The sequence below is a fragment of the Ruegeria profundi genome (assembly GCF_020171505.1).
In the GTDB taxonomy this organism is placed as follows: Bacteria; Pseudomonadota; Alphaproteobacteria; order Rhodobacterales; family Rhodobacteraceae; genus Ruegeria; species Ruegeria profundi.
Map to the genome: position 1 here is coordinate 90823 of NZ_JAIUZS010000002.1, position 18435 is coordinate 109257.

Sequence of the window (18435 nt, forward strand, 5' to 3'; positions counted from 1 at the left end):
TTCGATTTGGATGAAATCTTGTCGCCCACTTTGGTTCCTCCGAAATTGACCAATCTGGCCAGATCAGCGTATCGGGAAAAAGTCCAAAATGAATATAAAAATATTCATTTTGGATAAAATTTGGGCATTCTCGATCACTTGAAAGCGGCAGATTGCGGGGCAGTCGTCCGGCGTGCCGGGAGATAGGGCGGCCGCTGCCAGAGGTGGCCGACAGACACGCAAAAAAGCATGAAATTTCCGGGAGGAGACCGAAATGAAAATTGTTACTATGCTTGCCGCAACCACTGCAACGTTTGCCTTGGCGGGCATGGCATCCGCCGAGTCGATGAAGATCGGCATCACCCAGAACAACGTTGGCGTCGACAGCTATCAGACGACCTATGAAAAGGCGTTCATCGCCGCAGCTGAGGCAAATGCCAATGTTGAAACGGTCGTACTGGACGCTGGTGGCGACGTGGCGCGCCAGATTGCCCAGATGGAAGACCTGATCCAGCAGGAAGTCGACGCCATCATTATTTGGCCAACTAACGGAGAGGCGGTAATCCCCGCTGTCCGCAAGGCGCATCAGGCCGGTATCCCGGTCATCGTCACCAACTCCAACATCGCCGAAGCCGGCTTTGACTTCATCAAGTCATTCTCGGGGCCCGACAACATCACTCAGGGCGCGCGTTCGGCCGAAATTATGTGTGACAAGTTCAAGGACATGGGCATCGAGAACGAAGCTCAGGTCGTGCACATCACCGGCCAGCCGGGATATACCACCGCTATCGAGCGTGCCAAGGGCTTTGAGGACCGTCTGCCCGAAGTTTGCCCGAACGTGACTGTGGTCGACACCCAACCGGGTGACTGGAACCGTGAAAAGTCGCAGCAGGTCATGGAGGCCTTCCTTGTCAAGTATGACGACATTGATGGTGTCTACGCTGGTGACGACAACATGGGCGTGGGTGCCTTGAACGCTGCCAAGGCTGCGGGCCGCGATGGGATCATCTTTGTCGGTGCTACCAACTTTGCCGTTGGTTACGAAGCAATGGGTGCAGGCGAATATTGGGGCTCGATCTACCAGTCGCCGGTTGATGATGCCGAGGCTGCACTGAAGACGGCCATTGATGTGTTGAGTGGTGAGGACGTGCCGTTCCTGAACTACTTCGACACCCCGAAGATCACCCAGGACAACATGGGCGACTTCACCAAGCCGGTGTTTTAAGCGAACGCCGATCCGGGGCGCGGCAGGTTCGCGCCCCTGACTGCTTTTCAAACCACCGGGTTTTTAGGGGGGACACGCCATGGGACGTGTAACCAACCGCGTCTGCATCGTGACAGGTGCAGCTCAGGGTATCGGACGCGCCATTGGAGAAGCGCTGCTCGACGAAGGCGCCAGAGTCTGTTTTGCCGACATCGACGGCGAGAAGGTGGCAGAAGTCGCCGAAGCGAACCGCAGCCGCACCAATGGCGGCCAGAGCCGTGTAACCGCGTCACAGGTGGATGTTACCAATCGCGAGCAGGTTCGCACCATGATCGCGCACACGGTTGAAACCTTTGGCCGCCTCGATGTGAAGTTCAACAATGCAGGCGTGAACAAGCCGATGAACTTCATGGATGTGACCGAGGACAATTGGAATTTCATCATGGGAGTGAACGGGCTGGGCTGCATGATCGGCATGCAGGAGGCTGCCCGACAGATGATCACGCAAGGGCATGGCGGCAAAATCATCAACACCGCCAGCATTGCTAGCCGCCAGGGTTTTGACAATGTCGCCCCGTACTGCGCGTCTAAATGGGCCGTGGTCTCATTGACGCAATCCGGTGCGCGCGATTTGGCGAAACATGATATCACGGTGACAGGCTTTGCACCCGGCGTGGTGGCGACCGAGATGTGGGAGCAGGTCGACAAGGACCTGATGGAAATCGGCGCCGCCGAACGTCCCGGGCAGGCGATGGAGGAATTCTCGGCCGAGATCCTCAAGGGCCGTGTGGCGCGGCCCGAGGACATTACTGGCACGACCACGTACCTTGCTTCGAAGGACAGCGACTACATGACCGGCCAGATTGTCATGATCGACGGCGGCATGACGCTGGTCTGACCGGCAACGAAGAATACTACGATTGTCGGTCGATATCTTGTGCCGACAACCCGAAGGAGGGAAAGATGGCGACACTGACCAAAGACCGGCTTGGCAGCCTGATTGCAAGCCAGGGCATCCTGCTTGCCTTCGTGCTGTTCATGATCGCTTTTACCATTGCCAATCCTAAATTTCTTTCAGTCGACAATGTGCTGAGCGTAATCCGATCTTCTGCTATCCTCGGAGTGATCGCACTGGGTGTGACTTTCGTGGTGATAAGTGGAAACCTCGATCTATCCGTCGGATCGATGATGTCGTTCTCAACCATTGTGGTTCTGGACCTGCATGACAAGATCGGACCACTTGCGGCCATCCCCGCCATGTTTGGAATGACGCTTTGCCTGGGCGCCTTCATCGGTTTTCTTGTCGGATACCTCAGGCTCAACTCACTCATTGTGACACTCGGCATGTTGTCGGCCATCCACGGGTTGACGCTGACCTATTCCGGTGGACAGAACATGGATATTGCCGACAAGGAAGGCACTTGGTTCAGTGTTTTTGGCCAAGGCGAGGCGCTGGGTATTCCGGTGCCAATCTTGATCTTCGTACTGCTTGCGGCCGTGCTGGGCATGGTGCTGGCCAAAACACCCTTCGGGCGCAAAGTCTATGCGGTGGGCGGAAATGGGACGGCAGCCACCTTTTCCGGCATCCCGCGCGCACGCACGGTCTTTTACTGCTACCTGATTTCGGCGTTCTGCGTAGCGACCGCCGGGCTCATTCAAGCAAGCCGGTCACTGGGCAGCCAGAACACGGTTGGACAGGGGCTGGAGCTTGAAGTCCTGGCCGCAGTTATCCTTGGGGGCGCCTCGCTTTTGGGTGGGTCCGGCACGATCTTCAAGACCGTGATCGGGGTACTGATCCTGGGTTTCATCCAGAACGGCCTGCTGCTGGTGGGTTTGCAGTTCTATGTCCAATTCGTCGTAACCTGGATCATCATAATTCTTGCTGTCTGGCTTGATATCGCGGCCAAGCGCGGCAAGCTTTGGTCACCGATCGCGTAAGGGAGGGGAAGCCATGCAACCGGGTGCATTGTCCAAAGCGTTGAAAAGCGGCGCGATCTGGGGTTTTATCGTTCTCGAGCTGATCTTCTTCAGCGTGGCGGGCGAGTTCATGTCGCTCTCCGACAAAGCCTTCATGGATTGGGAGAACATGCTGCTGCTGCTCAAGCAGTCCGCGCCAATTGGGATCATTGCGATGGGCATGACCATCGTCATGGTCAACGGCAATATCGACCTTTCGGTTGGTGCGACTTTTGCCATCGCCGCAATTATCCTGCTTGACAGCATGACATGGCCGATCTTCGCAGGCCTGGGAGACTGGGTGATCCCCGTTGCGTGGCTTCTGGCCTTGTCAGTGGGTACTCTGCTCGGTGCGCTCAACGGCCTGATTGTCTGGAAGACCGGTGTGGACGCCTTTATCGTCACGCTTGGGTCGATGCTGGGCTATCGGGGCATCGTCTTCATGTTCAACGGGGAAAACCCGACCAGCCACCTGAATTGGACGCTGGTGGACTTTGCCGAAGCCCGATTCCTTGGGCTGGCTACGGCCTCGTGGTTCCTGATCGCGGTAACATCAGCGATATGGTTCCTGATGAACAAGACGGTACATGGCCGCAACGCCTATGCCATTGGCGACAACCGTGAGGCTGCGGTAAATGCAGGTATCCGCGTCGGCCCACATATGATGATCAACTTCTCGGTCATCGGTTTTTTGGCGGCACTCTCGGCTGTGGTCTTCTACTCTGAGTCCGGGTCGGTAAACCCCAATGACGGGCAACTTTACGAGCTTTGGATCATCACGGCCGTCGTTCTTGGCGGCACCAAGATCACCGGCGGTGCGGGATCTGTAATCGGCACATTCGGCGGTGTGATCGCGATCCAGCTTCTGCGCAAGGGATTGGGTCATATCGGGGCTGACACATCCACCGTTAATCTGGTGATTGGTCTCATTCTGATCGCAGTGCTGTTCCTGGATCGTCAGCTCAATATCAAGGGCAAAGAGGAGTTGAAGGTATGACCGACAAAGAACCCGTTCTCCACCTCGACAACATCGTCAAAACCTTTCCCGGCGTTCGCGCGCTGGATGGTGTGTCTTTTTCCGTTATGCCCGGTGAGGTTCACGCGTTGATGGGCGAAAATGGCGCCGGAAAATCGACACTGATGAAGGTTCTGGGCGGCATCTATCAGCCTGACGAAGGCGAAATCTATATGGGCGCAGACAAGGTGATCATGAGCGGACCGCTGGAGGCTAAGGACAAGGGGATCGTCTTTATCCACCAAGAGCTTAGCCTGGCCGAGGAGCTGACAGTGGCCGAGAACATCTATCTTGGCGAACTGCCCCGCAAAAGCTTTGGCCGTGTCGATTGGGGCAAGCTGGCCGATCAGACGAACACGATCCTGGAAAAGCTGAATGTGGGTTTCGATGCCAAGACACGTGTGGGCGATCTGTCTATCGCCAACCAGCAGATGGTCGAAATTGCCCGTGCCCTGACCGTCGACGCCAAGGCGGTTATTTTTGACGAACCAACTGCATCGCTGACTGATGCCGAGAAGGTTGTGCTGTTCGATGTCATCGCCGATCTGAAGCGCGAAGGTGTGGGCATCATCTACATCTCTCACCGAATGGAAGAGATATTCAAGATCACAGACCGCATCTCGGTTCTGCGCGATGGCCAGTATCAGGGCACGGTTGCGACGGCGGACAGCACCGAAGAGTCCGTCACGCAGATGATGATCGGGCGCAAGCTCGACCTCAGCAGAAACCTTTCGCACCACGATCTGGGTTCTGTGGCACTTGAGGTGCGCGGGCTAAGTTGCGGCAAGCTATACCAGGATGTAAGTTTCGAAATCCGCCGGGGCGAAGTTGTCGGATTCTATGGCCTTGTGGGCGCTGGTCGGACTGAGATAGCCGAAACCCTATTCGGCCTGCGGGACCCGTCCAACGGACAAATCCTGCTGGACGGCGAAGAAATCCGTATTCACTCCCCAGCTGATGCCATTGCTCGTGGCATCAGCCTGGTGCCGGAGGACCGAAAAGGGCAGGGCCTTGTCCTTGGCATGAATTGCCGAGACAACATGACCCTGCCTCAGGTCGATGACCTCAAAGCCGGGCCTTTTGTTGCCGAAGGCGCCGAGATCGCAATTTTTGACCAGTACCGCGACCGGCTGGACATCCGCACACCGGGCTGGAAGGCGCGGGTGGGCAACCTGTCAGGTGGCAATCAGCAGAAGATCGTGATCGGAAAGTGGCTGTCGATGCATCCCAATGTCTTGATCGTGGATGAACCTACCCGGGGCATTGATGTGGGCTCCAAGTCGGAAATACACAAGCTTCTTCGCGAATTGGCGGCTCAGGGCTATGCAGTGATGGTGATCAGTTCCGAAATGCCAGAGGTGCTGCATGTTTCCGACAGGATCATCGCCATGTATTCAGGCCGGGTGATGCGAACCTTCACGTCTGATGAGGTGTCAGAGGACAACCTAATTCAGGCGATCTCAGGCCTTGGCGGAGATCAGGCCGCCTGAACCCGGCGCGCCCGACCGCTGCAAAATTTGAAAAGGAAGACAGATGAAACTTCTCCGCTATGGCAAGCCCGGTGCCGAAAAACCCGGCCTTCTTGATGCCTCTGGCCGTGTCCGTGACCTGTCGGGCTTCGTGCCCGACATCGCCGGAGAGGCGCTGAGCCCCGACAGCCTGAGCAAGCTTGCCAAGCTTGATCCAGAAAGCCTGCCGCGGGTCGAAGGTATCCCTCAGCAGGACCTGCGGCTGGGGGCCTGCGTCGGCAATATTGGCAAATATGTCTGCATCGGCCTCAACTACGCCGATCATGCGGAAGAGGCTGGGATGCCGATCCCAGAAGAGCCGATCATCTTCAACAAATGGACCTCAGCCGTGGTGGGTCCCAACGACGACATTCAAGTGCCGCGTGGTTCGGTCAAGACCGATTGGGAAATCGAACTGGGCGTGGTGATTGGCGCACCGGGTGCCTACATCGACGAAGCCGACGCCATGAACCACGTAGCCGGATTCTGCGTGATCAACGATGTGTCCGAACGCGACTTCCAACTCAACCGTGCAGGCACGTGGGACAAGGGTAAAGGGTGCGACACCTTTGGACCGACCGGCCCATGGCTGGTCACGCAAGACGAAATCAACGATATAAACAACCTCGACATGTGGCTCGATGTGGACGGTGAACGCATGCAATCAGGCTCGACAGCCACACTCATTTTTAAGGTACCTCATCTGGTGTCATACTGTAGCCAGTTCATGAGCTTGCAGCCTGGCGACGTGATTTCTACCGGTACCCCCCCGGGCGTGGGCATGGGGCAAAAGCCACCACGCTATCTGCACGGTGGAGAAATTGTCACGCTTGGTATCGCCGGACTTGGTGAGCAGAAATCTTTGGTCAGACCTGCGATCATATAGCACCTGACGCGTCCGATCGGCGATACTCCATTTCAAACTGTCGGCACTCAACGACAAATTGGGGCAAATCCGCATTGGTATCGTTGGAGCTTTCGCCGCAGTGCCGCGCACAAGATCATTTGCTGGGAACGTGAGGACGCCGGTCAGTAAGCCCATAGCAGTCGTTCAGTCGGGCTTTGGAGGCCGTGTCGCTAAGGATGACTGTTCAGAACACAGTGTAAGGAAGCCGCGCAAACCCTGTTATCCTTCTTCGACGACCGTAAACTTCAGGGGTTTTCGGCTTTTTTGACAATTGACTGTATGTCTACACCGGAGACATTGGGGACGACTGAACAAATGACCGGGTCGAACCCAATGCGGACCTGACCCAGTACCTACGCAGATGCGGTATAGGATCGACCGAAGCTGTCAGCTGCGACACAGCAGGAAAAGCGCTCCTTTATGACAACCGGAGCGAGTTCTCGGTGAATGATGTCCGCGTTCGAGGGAAAGCTGCCTTTCGTCGATTCTCTTTAGACGAAACAGAAAATGCGTGATAGCTCCGAACTATGGCAACCATATCCGCGCAAAATCGACCGTCCATCCCTTACGGGCTTGCGGTTGTTGGTGTCCTGTTCGCCTCAATCTGTTTTGGGTTGGTTCCTTACTTTAGTCGCAGCCTGACAGAACAGGGCGTGGCACCCTATGCGGTTGCATTCTATCGCTACATTGTCGCGGCCATTCTCCTGCTTCCTGTTCTCTTCTTGCACCGAAAAGAATGGCGAGCGATCATTTGGGGTCTTTCAGCCGGTGCCGTAATGGGTCTTGGTTGGATCGGATATGTAACGGCGCTAGAGGCATTGCCTGCATCGACGGTGGGTGTACTTTACATGACCTATCCGGTGTTCACTCTGGTCATCGCATGGGCTGTGTTTGCCGATGCACCCACGCGGCGCGCATTGTTGGCCGCTGGCCTGATTGTAGTCGCAGCTGTCATTGCTGGATCGCCCGGTTCAATCCCAGCGGAGCATCTACCAACACTTTTGATATCCCTTGCCGCGCCATTCGGGTTTGGTTTTGGAATTTGCGTGCTGGTGCACAGGTTGTCACGGATTGCGCCGTTGGCACGTATCGCGTCAGTGTCTTTGGGGTCTGTTCTGGGGCTTGCGCCGCTCATTCTTGGTACTGACGTCGCAGAGCTTTTCCCAACGGAGAAATCTGATTGGCTTTTGATTGTTGGTATTGGGCTTGTCACCGCGCTTGTGCCCCAGCTTATCTACACGATCTGCTCGCCGGTTATCGGGGCGTCCCAAACTGCGGTGGCAGGAAGCATCGAGTTACCTACGATGTTTGCCGTGGGATTTCTGGCTTTTGGTGAGGCCATCACTGTGCCTCAGGCTTTGGCATGTGCGCTGGTGCTGGGCGCAATCGCGATCACACGAAGCCGAAAGACACGCGCCGTGTCGACCGTGCTTGCAAGATCACCCAATCGGTAGCGCTGGGTTCAAAGCGGAAGGGTTCGCTTCTCAACTTTCCCTAATCGGAGTGACCTTCAATTACGTCGAGATTGTCCCGTCCTGAACCCAAACATCAAACTGCGCCAATACGGCGTCACTGAAGGCCTTGTCGTTGATATGTGCATCCAGTTCGGTTGTTGGAATTCGGTCAGATATCGCTTTTCTTACTTCGTCCAGCATATCGCTTAGGGCTTCCGGGTCGTATGCCTCTTCACCTTCCTTGTCCCAAGCTTCGACCCCCTGAGTAGGCATAAAAAAGTGCACCGGTCCCATCGCAGCCGCAAGCCGATTGGCGAGTTCACGCACCCACGCACGGCGTTCTTCGCCAGTAAAAACAGAACTTTTGATCAGGCGATTATGTTCGTGAAATGGGCGATCAGCATATTGCTCTGGAATGTCCTGCCAACCTGCAAAGTCCAACAAATCCAGCGCGCCGGGTGCCACCATTTGCGGCGTACCCACGCGCCCGGCATTTGTAACGCGGTCCTCGCCGCTGGAGACCACGGAACCTGCCATCAGATTTCCGAATTCCTGCATGCAGAAGTCCATCACGCAAACAAATGCACCTTCACCGGCAAGTTTCTCAAAGGCCATACCGCCCATGCCGGTAGAATGGAAAACGGCCACTTCGAAGCCACGCTCTTCCAGGGCTGGTTTCAGGGTCTTCATGTAGCGCAGGCAGGATGATCCCAGGCTGGTCATTCCGATCAAGGGCTTGCTGCGATCCAGTTCGATTGCAGCTTTGGTAGCCCCGACAACTGCTCCGGCGGCCTGACTTAAAGAGGATCTGCAAATCGAGTTCATTCCATAAAGACCGCCGGCCCATAAGATCATTTGAATGTCAGGGGCCAGACGATGTGGCGGGATCAAAGGCGAAAAGCTCACTGTCGAAACGATGTATTTCGGAACTCCCATCGGCAGCGCCTGTGCGCAATCCAGCGCCAGATCGGTGCCCATTGTTCCACCAATTGCGAGCATTCCGTGAAATCGGCCTTCGGCATAGGCCTGCGCGACGACATTGGCGGCGCCAGCGGACATCACGCGGAAGGCTTTGTTTTCGTCCCCTTGAGCGATGACATCTTCAATAGTCATTCCGGCAGCAGCGGCGACATCATGTTTGCTGATGTCTGTCGCGCTCTCTGGTTCCCCTAGCACCGAGACATCCATAGTCAGAACATTGGCGCCTTGCGCCTTGACCACGTCTTCAATGAAACGCATCTCGGGTTCCTTGGTGTCGTAGGTACCGATCAGCAGAACTGTTTTTTGGGTCATGGGTTCCTCTCCTGCCTGCGCATTGGTCCGGACGATTATTTTTTTAGGGCGGTTCCCGCCCTGATCCTCCAAGTGTCACGCAGTTTTCCTTGATTCAGAGTTTTATCCAGGCTGTCTTCAGATCCAGATACTTGTCAAATGCGTGCAGGGACTTGTCATGCCCATTTCCGGACTGCTTGACGCCCCCAAGCGGCACTGTGATATCCGCCCCGCCATAGGTGTTAACATGCACCACGCCCGCTTTGATTTTTGAAATCATACGATGTGCGCGGGATAGGTTCGACGTCCACACGCCGGCGGCGAGACCAAATTCAGTCGCGTTGGCAAGGGCGACGGCTTCTTCTTCTGTGTCAAAGGCTTGAACTGTAAGAACCGGTCCAAACACCTCTTGGCAGACAACGCGGTCGTCAGGGTTGACGCCGGTGATGACTGTCGGTGCCATATACGTCCCCCCGGTGTCGTGCGGAATCCGCGTTCCACCTGTGGCAATGGTGCGACCAGCGGCGCGAGCCTCTTCAACGAATTGAAGGTTTTGCGCCAGCTGGTTTTCCGAGTTTACGGCACCTGCTTGTGTCATTGGGTCCAGCGGATCGCCGACCTGCATGGCCTCGGCGTTCTCAACCAACATCTCGACGAATTTGCCGTGGATTTCCCGCTGGACCAGCAGCCGTGAACCGGCAACGCAGACTTGGCCGGAATTGCGAAAGATGCCAGCGGCCGACACTTTCGCGGCTTCGGCCAGATCGGGGGCGTCCGCAAAAACGATATTCGGGGATTTGCCGCCGAGTTCCAGATAAACGCGTTTGAGGTTTGATTTTGCCGAGGCCTCAAGCAATCGACGGCCCGTCGCGCCGGAACCTGTGAAAACAAGCACATCAACGTCGTGGGACTCAGCGATTTCTGCCCCAACAACGGCGCCTTCGCCAGTCACTACGTTTAGGACGCCCGATGGAAGACCAGCCTCCAGCGCAAGTTCGGCCAACCGGATGAGGGTCAACGATGCCGTTTCTGCGGGTTTCAAGACAACGGTGCATCCTGCGGCAAGCGCCGGGCCCAGCTTCCAGCTGCCGATCATCAGTGGAAAATTCCACGGTACGATTGCGCCTACTACTCCAACTGGTTGCTTGTGAATTAACCCCAGTGCATCGGGCGCAGTAGGGGCAATCTCGCCATAAATCTTGTCGATCGCCTCTGCAAAATAGCGGATCGTCCCGGCAGCGCTGAGGGGCTCGGCCTTGTAGGCCATGCCAATTTCAGTTCCGTTGTCGCGTACGCCCAAAACAGCCAGTTCTTCGGCCTCTGCTTCGACAAGGTCTGCCCATTTCAACATGATTTTTTTGCGAGCAGCGGGGGCGAGGTCAGACCATCGCCCATCGTCAAAAGCGCGTCGCGCTGAACGGATTGCCAATTGAGCGTCCTCACGGGTTCCCTTGGGCATGGTTGTCAGGGTCGATCCGTCGATTGGCGATATGACGTCCAGTGTCGCGCCATCCGACGCGTCACGGCTTGTACCATCGATCAGGTGACGCGCTGGCGGAACCGCGCGGGACCGGAGTTCCTCTATCCTTATCTTGTCCAAATCGAGCCTCAGTTGGTTTAAATAATGAACCAATGGTGTCAAAAAAAGTGTCAAACTTTAAACCTGCATTTGTCAATAATGATTTTTTAGTTGACAGGTGAAGAAACAAATTCAGAATAAATGATACTAAAGGTTCAAATAATAAACCGATCAGCGACTCGTCGCAGGGAGATATCATGTCCAACAAAGCCAAGGCCGCATTGGCCGCAATTGCAATTGGTCTGGCCGGTTCGGCCTTGGCCGAATATCCCGAAAAGCCCGTAAGTTTTATCGTTCCGTGGCCTCCGGGCGATTTGGAAGACGTACTGACCCGGATGATCGCCGAAGATTTTCAGGCCGAATACGGCGTTCCGGCAGCAGTGGTGAACAAACCTGGCGGCGGCGGTGGCCCGTTTCCAGGGGCCGTGGAGGTGGCGACAGCCCCGGCAGACGGGTACACGATTGGCTCATTTGTTCCGGCGGTTTCATTGATCGGGCACGAGATCGACATCCCAGAACTTACACCTGAGAAATTCGATCCGATTGGTATTTTCCTGACCTATCCGTTCGTAATCGCGACCTCGGGCAATGCACCTTATTCGTCGATGCAGGAACTGGCCGATTACGCCAAGGAAAACGAGGTGTTCCTCGGGCATTTCGGTGACGTTCTGACACCAACCCAAGTCACCAAAGCTTTGTCGTCGACAATGGGTTTTGAATGGGCAGGGGATGCAGCATTTGACGCCTTGGACTGTAACACGCTGGCCTCTGGCGATGCAGACGTGATTAACACCACGCTACAGCTTATCCTGCCTTGCCTTGACGATGTGAAGGTTCTGGTCTCGATCACCGGTGAGAGGATAAGCAAGGTTCCTGACACGCCTGCAATTGGCGAGGTTGAGCCGAGCCTTGATATCTCGCTGTGGAACGGTCTGTTCGTGACCAAGGATACCCCGGCGGATGTGCGCGAAAAGATCGCCGCCGTTGCCGAGACAACTGTGAATAGTGAGCGTGCTCAACAGCTTGCAGAGGAAACAGGTGCGCTGGTCTATTGGCTGAATGCCGACGAAAGCGCCGCCGTGATTGCCGAAGACAAGGCAACTCTGGGCACAATCTCAGAAGCGCTGGGTCAATAACCGCGATCTTTTGAGGGGGCGCCGGCGCGCCCTCTCACCGCTGCTAAGGACCACTTCGAATGGATAACTCCGAGCTTTTACAGGTCAAAACAAAGTCGTCCGGCCAGGTTGTTTTTGTTGTTGCAGGTTTGATCGTCACATTGGTTCTGCTGTCCCAAATTGGCAACCAGACCGAATGGACCGACAAGGCGCGCAACATAGGCAGCCAGCCCCGTTTATGGCCTGCGATCGCGCTGATCACCATGCTTGCGGGTTTCGCGATCCATTACCGGTTGATGCGACGCAGAAAGCCAAATGCGTTGGATTGGGTCGAAGCCCGGCGTTGGGCGGAACCGTTGGAATATCTGCTATGGTTTCTAGTTTATGTGGCGGCCGTCCCCAGACTGGGTTTCATGCCCATGAGCATAATTTTCGCCTGTGCGCTGACCTACCGCCTGGGATACCGGACGCGATTGGCAGTTGGCATTGCCGCACTGTTCGCGATTGCTATGGTCGTGTTGTTCAAAGGAATGCTGGGTGTGAGTATTCCGGGCGCGCAAGTCTATGAGTTTTTGCCAGATTCCATCCGAACGTATTTCCTGGTGTATCTCTGATGGATCTGATTTTTTCAGCCATTGACGTTCTGGCACGCTGGGACGTGATGCTTGCCCTTCTGGTGGGGGCGGTGGGCGGGGTCGCCATCGGCGCCATTCCGGGGGTGGGGCCTGCTGTTGCCATTGCGATCCTTTTACCCGCGACGTTCTCAATGGATCCGATTGTAGGGCTGACCTTGCTGTTGGGCATATACGGCTCGTCAATGTATGGCGGGTCAATTCCTGCGATCCTGATCAACACGCCCGGTACAGCGGTGAACGCGCTGACCACCTATGACGGATTTCCAATGACGCTGCGGGGCGAAGGCCGCCGGGCTTTGTCTCTGGCCTATTCAGCAAGCTTCCTAGGTGGGCTGTTTTCGGTCATATGCCTGATCTTCCTGTCGCCCGTTCTGGCAAAGATCGCACCAATGTTCGGATCGCGTGAGATTTTCCTTGCGGCTCTGCTTGGCCTTGTCCTCGTCGTTGTCGCGCATAAAGGTCAGATGGCTATCGCGGCTGCGCTTGCGGGGTTCGGTATTCTGATCGGCACAGTTGGGTTGGAACCTGCTGCCTATACCCGCCGCTTCACCTTTGGTCAGAGTTGGTTGGCAGGTGGTCTTGATCTCATCGTGGTGGTGCTGGGCCTTTTTGCGCTGTCACAGGCGTTTTTGCTGCTGACGATGGATGATGAGAAAATCAGGCTGCCTCGGTCACGCGGTTCTTTGTTCCAAGGTTTTCGTGAGCTTGCGCGTCACCCGCGCGTTGCAGCGATCTCGGCCAGTTTCGGCGTTGTCATGGGTATGATCCCGGGGGTCGGGGAATTTACGGCGCAGTTCATGTCCTACACATCGGCGCGCAAGCTGTCCAAAAATCCCAAAGCGTTCGGGCATGGCTCGTCAGAGGGGTTGATCGCATCAGAAGCTGCCAATAACGCCGTGCCGGCAGCGGCCATGATCCCGCTGCTTGCGCTGGGCATTCCGGGTGAGGCACTGACCGCGATGATGCTGTCGGTGTTTTATGTCCACAACGTGGTTCCTGGCCCCGGTCTTTTCCAGAATGACATGGACTTCGTTGTCGCGCTCTACATTGCGCTGTTGGTTCTGAATGTCATCGTTGTCGGGTTCCTTTTGGTTTCAACGGGCTGGCTGGTCCACCTGACGCGCATTCCCAATCGCTTTTTAGGTATGTGCATCCTTTTGCTGAGTTTCGTCGGAGTCTATTCGATCCGCAATTCGACCATGGACTGCATTATCGCGGCGGTGTTCGGCTTGCTGGGGTTTGTCCTCAAACGCCTGAACATGCCCATCGTCCCGATCATCCTTGGCATGGTCCTGGGGGGGATCATGGAAGTTAAGCTGCGCGCGTCCCTGGCGCGGGTCAAAACCCCGTTGGACTTTATCGATCGCCCGATCGCTTTTCTGCTGTTCTGCGTCATCCTGATCATCCTCGGCTCGACCATCTGGCGGGTCTGGCGGGAATGGCGCCCGGTTGATCGCCGCTCGATGCAGAGAAAGGCATCAAACACCTTTGCCAAACGGATTTCAGGTCGCTCGCACCGGCATTTCGAAAATCGCAAGAAACAACAAAGACGGAGGCGTTTCTATGACCATGTGGGTTCCTGAAGGCGACGGGTATTCTGATCTGGGCTCGCATGACAGTTTCGCCAAAGGTGCGCCTTACAATTCGTTTGCCCGGCTGGACGTACGGGTGCTGTTCGAGGAATTGGCCAAGCGGATCAAAACCATCGAACCCGACGGGCCAGAGGCGTTCGTCCGGTCCAATTTTGTAAACGGCATCAAGCGGATGCCTGTTCGCATCACTTTGCAATAGGTTTTCAATGTCTAACCGTTTACGCGCCCTTTTCATCGATCACCTGTCGATCCCGCGTGGGAAATACATGCCCGCCAGCAAGATCGGTGATGCCTCGACGCGTTTTGCACGCGCAACATTCGGGGTGCATTACGATCGCGATCTGCTATTGGACGCGCCACACGCAAAAGTACGCGAAGGTGCCCCGGACATGGAGTTGCGCTGGCGCGCTGATGACGTGCGCATGGGGTGGGAACCAAACACCTCAATCGTTTTGGGTGACCTGTACGACGCTGATGGATCGCCTTTGTCCTTGTGTCCGCGAGGTGCCTTGAAACGTGCCGTTGCCGACTGGGAAAAGCACGGCTTAAAGCCAATGCTTGGGATCGAACTGGAAGCCTATGCTTTGCAGGGCGGCGAGGACGGTCGGTTGCGGCCCTATGATGCGCCCGGGGGTGGCGTGTACGGCACCGGGCCGTTCGCCGATCCGATGCGGATCAACGATGTCATCTGGAACAAGGCGCTGGAAATGGGATTCCGGCTTGACCTGATCACGGCCGAATATGACAGCCCCCAGTTTGAGTACACTCTGACCTTTGATCATGCACTATTCGCAGTGGATGACATTGTCCTCTTTCGCCAAATGGCCCGCGAGGTCGCATTGGATCACGGGATCATCCTGACGTTTCTTCCCAAGCCGCTGTCCGAGCTTGGCGGGTCTGGAATGCATATCAACTTTTCGTTTCAGGACGCCGAAGGCAACAATGCGTTGGCCGCGGGTGAGGTTGGCGGCCCGGATCACCTGAACGATTTGTCGCGTGGTTGCCTTGCCGGTTTGGTGCACCATCACGAAGGCCTGGCTGGCCTGATTGCCCCAACAGCCGGGTCATACCGTCGCCTTCAACCTGCGTCGCTGTCAGGCTATTGGAAAAACTGGGGTGGCGATCATCGCGGCGTCACCACGCGCGTGTCTGGCGAAGGGGGTGCAAAAGCTCGGTTGGAACACCGCATGGCTGACGCCAGTGCCAACCCTTACACAGCCTGTGCTGCGGTCCTTCAGGCCGCCCGGCTTGGGTATGAGTCTGGCATGAACCTGCCGCCCATTGAAACCGGAGACGGGTTCGACAAAGTTGACGCGCGCACCGGAACGGCCCCCAACTTGCGCAAAGCAATTCAAGACCTGCAGGCCGACACCGCGTTGGTGGATGCCGTTGGTCGGGAACTGGTTGAAAATCATGCCTTCATGAAAGAGCGCGAATTCCGTAAGACGCGCGAACTGGAGCCTGATGCTCTGCTCGACTTTTATGTGTGGTTTATCTGAGATGCGACTTGCGACCCTTGTCACCAACACCGACTTCAGTGCTTTTGCCAAAGCGCGACCGTTGGATGACGAAAAATTCGCGACATTGATCGCCGAGGTTCGCCCCGATTGGGTGGTCACGGCCTTTTGGGTCTGTAGGGGAGAGTTCCCCGAAGATATTTCGGCATTTGATGGCGTGATGATAACCGGAAGCCCTGCATCCGTGACCGAAAATGCACCGTGGATGCAGCAGCTTGAGGTGCTGATCAAAGATATCATCGAACGCAAAATCCCTGTTTTTGGCGCGTGTTTCGGGCATCAGATCATCGCGAAGACCCTTGGTGCGCCCATTGTGCGGACTCCGAATGGGTGGGCGCATGGTCTGATCGAAACCAACTGCGTGGCATCCCGGCCGTGGTCGGACCATGAGAATCGATGGAATCGCTACGGTTCGCATATTGAGCAGGTGGGCGCTTTACCCGATGGTGCGTGCCAATCACTAGAAACAGGCCCGGCGGATCGGGCAGAATTTGCGACTGAAATTGCAGCGTTCTTCGAGTATGGAGGGCGATAGATGGGAACGATCACTAAGGCATTGGACTTGCTGACGTTATTCGCCCGTGACCGGGCTGAAATCGGGTTGGGGGAATTCGTGCGCCTGACAGGTCGAGATAAGGCGACGATACATAGGCATCTGACTGAGCTGACCGAAAACGGCTATCTTGAACAACATCCTGATACACGCGCTTATCGCCTTGGGCCTGCACTCCTGCGCCTTTCGGCCCTGCGCGAGACGTTGTTTCCGGTGCGCAAGCTGTTACAGCCCATCGTTTTTGAATTGTCGGAAACCGTGGGCGAGCTGGCCCATGCCAGTCTTTTGCAAGGCGATGCGTTGTCGCCGGTCGCTCATTCCGATCCGGCTTTGCATGGGATTCAGGTGAATTTCGAAATTGCCGAAATGTTGCCGCTACACGCGACGTCATCCGGTATAGCAGCTTTGGCCTTCTGCCCGGAAGAATGGCAAGCCCGCATCCTGAGCAGACCGTTGTCGCGCTTTACGGATCGGACAATTTCGGACCCTGCTGATTTGAAGGCCGAAATTGACATGGTGCGCCGGTACGGCGTCGCTTCGGTCGCCGGTGCCTTCGACGAGGGCGTCAGCTCGGTCGGTGCGCCGTTATTTGGTGAAGGGGGCCGCGTTCTCGGTTCATTAGCCGTCGCCGTTCCCAGCGTACGCGCCAAGCCGGAGAAACTGCGCGATATTGCGCTGAAGCTATCAAAAGAGGCGGAACGCGCCTCAACCGCTTTGGGCGGCACGGTCCCCCGGAATTTTGAGGACCTGCCGCCGCATTGGGGTGATGAAACCACGACACGACAGGTGATCACATGAAGGACAGCAATTTCCTTAAAGAAAATAATGCACGCCACCTGTGGCATCCGATGGCTCACCCGGCTGATAGCCTCGCACACCCGCCCGAGATCATTGTTGGCGGCGAAGGCGTTAGCATCACTGATGTAGATGGGCGCACAGTTGTGGACGGGGTGGGCGGCCTTTGGAACGTGAATCTCGGCTATTCCTGCCAACCGGTGAAGAATGCCATTTCAGAACAATTGGACAGACTGCCTTACTACTCAATTTTCAGGGGAACGACGAACGATCTGGTGATTGAACTCAGCTATATGCTGCGTGAGTTTTTCGCGCCCGATGGTCTGTCGCGTGCGTTCTTTACGTCAGGGGGATCGGACGGGGTAGAGATCGCCCTGCGCCTTGCGCGGCAATATCACAAAGTGCGTGGCGAAGCCGGACGCGTCAAGTTCCTGAGCCTCAAGAAGGGCTATCACGGAACGCATACATTGGGCGCATCGGTTAACGGAAATCCGAATTTCCGAACACAGTACGAGCCACTGATGCCGGGCTGCCATCACATTCCTTCGCCCTACACCTATCGCAATCCGTTTGGCGAAACGGATCCGGAGAAACTGGCGCAGTTGTGCCTTGCAGCCCTTGAGGATGAGATCAGGTTCCAAGACCCTTCGACCATTGCGGCGATGATCATGGAACCTGTTCTTGGGGCAGGTGGGGTCATCCCCCCGCACGAAAGCTTTATGCCGGGTGTGCGTGAGATATGTTCAAAGCACGGAATTCTGCTGATCGCGGACGAAGTCATAACAGCCTACGGCCGAACGGGCGCATGGAGCGGATCGCGCCGCTTTGGCGTTCAGCCAGATATGGCGGTCACGGCTAAGGCCATCACAAACGGATACTTCCCTTTCGGTGCTGTAATGATCAGCGACGCCATCTCCGAGGTCTTTGAAAATGATACCTCTGGCAAAGCCACGATCGGATCAGGCTATACCTATTCCGGACATCCGGTTGGCGCGGCTGCTGCAATCGCGTGCCTGAAGGAAACCGAACGTTTGAACGTCAAGGACAATGCCGCAAAGCGGGGTGAGCAACTGCATGCTGGCCTCAAACAGCTTGGTGAGACATACGATCTGATTGGCGATGTGCGCGGTGGTTATGGTTTGATGTGTGCTTTGGAGCTTGTTTCAGACCGGGACACCAAAGCGCCTATCGACAAGGCCTCGATCAGCACGGTTCAGAAAACAGCCTACGACGCCGGAGCCATGGTGCGCGTGTCCGGTAACAACATCATTCTCTCGCCGCCACTTATCCTGAGCGAAGATGACGTGAACACAATACTCACTGCTCTGGACAAGGGTTTGGGAGCGGTCTGAGC

General features: G+C 56.1%; 17 protein-coding genes. 15 read left to right on the forward strand and 2 right to left on the reverse strand.

From position 1 onward, the window contains the following. Nucleotides 1-253: 253 nt before the first annotated feature. The 7 genes from LCM21_RS06050 (at nt 254) to LCM21_RS06080 (ending at nt 8023) form a co-directional block, all read left to right on the forward strand. Entirely contained in the window at nt 254-1204 is a 951-nt protein-coding gene (locus LCM21_RS06050) for a sugar ABC transporter substrate-binding protein (RefSeq protein ID WP_224889787.1), read from the forward strand. A gap of 79 nt (nt 1205-1283) precedes the next feature. After that, on the forward strand, nt 1284-2081 hold the full coding sequence (locus tag LCM21_RS06055; RefSeq protein WP_224889788.1) for an SDR family NAD(P)-dependent oxidoreductase: 798 nt from the start codon (nt 1284-1286) through the stop codon (nt 2079-2081). Between the two features lie 65 nt (nt 2082-2146). Continuing rightward, entirely contained in the window at nt 2147-3121 is a 975-nt protein-coding gene (locus tag LCM21_RS06060) for an ABC transporter permease (protein WP_224889789.1), read from the forward strand. A gap of 13 nt (nt 3122-3134) precedes the next feature. Next, nucleotides 3135-4136 carry an ABC transporter permease gene (locus LCM21_RS06065; protein ID WP_224889790.1) on the forward strand — a complete coding sequence of 334 codons (1002 nt, stop codon included), beginning with the start codon at nt 3135-3137 and terminating at the stop codon, nt 4134-4136. Beyond that, entirely contained in the window at nt 4133-5644 is a 1512-nt protein-coding gene (locus tag LCM21_RS06070) for a sugar ABC transporter ATP-binding protein (protein ID WP_224889791.1), read from the forward strand. The genes LCM21_RS06065 and LCM21_RS06070 overlap by 4 nt, the downstream gene beginning before the upstream one ends. Nucleotides 5645-5687: 43 nt before the next feature. Then, entirely contained in the window at nt 5688-6548 is an 861-nt protein-coding gene (locus LCM21_RS06075; RefSeq protein WP_224889792.1) for a fumarylacetoacetate hydrolase family protein, read from the forward strand. Nucleotides 6549-7096: 548 nt separating this feature from the next. Next, a complete protein-coding gene (locus LCM21_RS06080) occupies nt 7097-8023 on the forward strand; it encodes a DMT family transporter (RefSeq protein WP_224889793.1) in 927 nt (308 codons plus the stop codon). Between the two features lie 60 nt (nt 8024-8083). Here LCM21_RS06080 and LCM21_RS06085 read toward each other — a convergent pair whose 3' ends face one another. Next, nucleotides 8084-9316, reverse strand: a complete 1233-nt coding sequence (locus LCM21_RS06085) for a Tm-1-like ATP-binding domain-containing protein (protein WP_224889794.1) — start codon at nt 9314-9316, stop codon at nt 8084-8086. A gap of 94 nt (nt 9317-9410) precedes the next feature. Then, nucleotides 9411-10895, reverse strand: coding sequence for an aldehyde dehydrogenase (locus tag LCM21_RS06090; RefSeq protein ID WP_224889795.1), 1485 nt, complete (start codon nt 10893-10895; stop codon nt 9411-9413). A 176-nt stretch (nt 10896-11071) separates the two neighbouring features. On the opposite strand from LCM21_RS06090, the gene LCM21_RS06095 reads away from it, so the two are divergent. The 8 genes from LCM21_RS06095 to LCM21_RS06130 are packed head-to-tail and all read left to right on the forward strand — an operon-like array spanning nt 11072 to nt 18433. Next, on the forward strand, nt 11072-12010 hold the full coding sequence (locus LCM21_RS06095; protein WP_224889796.1) for a tripartite tricarboxylate transporter substrate-binding protein: 939 nt from the start codon (nt 11072-11074) through the stop codon (nt 12008-12010). 59 nt (nt 12011-12069) lie between these two features. Next, nucleotides 12070-12603 (forward strand): tripartite tricarboxylate transporter TctB family protein, encoded by a 534-nt coding sequence (locus LCM21_RS06100; RefSeq protein WP_224889797.1) that lies wholly within the window; start codon nt 12070-12072, stop codon nt 12601-12603. Further along, nucleotides 12603-14207, forward strand: a complete 1605-nt coding sequence (locus tag LCM21_RS06105) for a tripartite tricarboxylate transporter permease (protein ID WP_224889798.1) — start codon at nt 12603-12605, stop codon at nt 14205-14207. The genes LCM21_RS06100 and LCM21_RS06105 overlap by 1 nt, the downstream gene beginning before the upstream one ends. After that, nucleotides 14188-14415, forward strand: coding sequence for a hypothetical protein (locus LCM21_RS20830; RefSeq protein WP_404818118.1), 228 nt, complete (start codon nt 14188-14190; stop codon nt 14413-14415). The genes LCM21_RS06105 and LCM21_RS20830 overlap by 20 nt, the downstream gene beginning before the upstream one ends. A 7-nt stretch (nt 14416-14422) precedes the next feature. Continuing rightward, nucleotides 14423-15715 (forward strand): type I glutamate--ammonia ligase, encoded by a 1293-nt coding sequence (locus LCM21_RS06115; protein ID WP_224889799.1) that lies wholly within the window; start codon nt 14423-14425, stop codon nt 15713-15715. Between the two features lies 1 nt (nt 15716). Next, nucleotides 15717-16268, forward strand: coding sequence for a glutamine amidotransferase-related protein (locus LCM21_RS06120; protein WP_224889800.1), 552 nt, complete (start codon nt 15717-15719; stop codon nt 16266-16268). Further along, a complete protein-coding gene (locus LCM21_RS06125) occupies nt 16269-17084 on the forward strand; it encodes an IclR family transcriptional regulator (RefSeq protein WP_224889801.1) in 816 nt (271 codons plus the stop codon). Continuing rightward, a complete protein-coding gene (locus LCM21_RS06130) occupies nt 17081-18433 on the forward strand; it encodes an aminotransferase class III-fold pyridoxal phosphate-dependent enzyme (RefSeq protein ID WP_224889802.1) in 1353 nt (450 codons plus the stop codon). Before LCM21_RS06125 ends, LCM21_RS06130 begins: the two co-directional genes overlap by 4 nt. The last annotated feature ends 2 nt before the right edge of the window (nt 18434-18435 follow it).

Coding starts and splice junctions, on each gene's coding strand:
- LCM21_RS06050 (WP_224889787.1), top strand. CDS start 254: ATGAAAATTGTTACTATGCTTGCCGCAACCACTGCAACGTTTGCCTTG.
- LCM21_RS06055 (WP_224889788.1), top strand. CDS start 1,284: ATGGGACGTGTAACCAACCGCGTCTGCATCGTGACAGGTGCAGCTCAG.
- LCM21_RS06060 (WP_224889789.1), top strand. CDS start 2,147: ATGGCGACACTGACCAAAGACCGGCTTGGCAGCCTGATTGCAAGCCAG.
- LCM21_RS06065 (WP_224889790.1), top strand. CDS start 3,135: ATGCAACCGGGTGCATTGTCCAAAGCGTTGAAAAGCGGCGCGATCTGG.
- LCM21_RS06070 (WP_224889791.1), top strand. CDS start 4,133: ATGACCGACAAAGAACCCGTTCTCCACCTCGACAACATCGTCAAAACC.
- LCM21_RS06075 (WP_224889792.1), top strand. CDS start 5,688: ATGAAACTTCTCCGCTATGGCAAGCCCGGTGCCGAAAAACCCGGCCTT.
- LCM21_RS06080 (WP_224889793.1), top strand. CDS start 7,097: ATGGCAACCATATCCGCGCAAAATCGACCGTCCATCCCTTACGGGCTT.
- LCM21_RS06085 (WP_224889794.1), bottom strand. CDS start 9,316: ATGACCCAAAAAACAGTTCTGCTGATCGGTACCTACGACACCAAGGAA.
- LCM21_RS06095 (WP_224889796.1), top strand. CDS start 11,072: ATGTCCAACAAAGCCAAGGCCGCATTGGCCGCAATTGCAATTGGTCTG.
- LCM21_RS06100 (WP_224889797.1), top strand. CDS start 12,070: ATGGATAACTCCGAGCTTTTACAGGTCAAAACAAAGTCGTCCGGCCAG.
- LCM21_RS06105 (WP_224889798.1), top strand. CDS start 12,603: ATGGATCTGATTTTTTCAGCCATTGACGTTCTGGCACGCTGGGACGTG.
- LCM21_RS20830 (WP_404818118.1), top strand. CDS start 14,188: ATGACCATGTGGGTTCCTGAAGGCGACGGGTATTCTGATCTGGGCTCG.
- LCM21_RS06115 (WP_224889799.1), top strand. CDS start 14,423: ATGTCTAACCGTTTACGCGCCCTTTTCATCGATCACCTGTCGATCCCG.
- LCM21_RS06120 (WP_224889800.1), top strand. CDS start 15,717: ATGCGACTTGCGACCCTTGTCACCAACACCGACTTCAGTGCTTTTGCC.
- LCM21_RS06125 (WP_224889801.1), top strand. CDS start 16,269: ATGGGAACGATCACTAAGGCATTGGACTTGCTGACGTTATTCGCCCGT.
- LCM21_RS06130 (WP_224889802.1), top strand. CDS start 17,081: ATGAAGGACAGCAATTTCCTTAAAGAAAATAATGCACGCCACCTGTGG.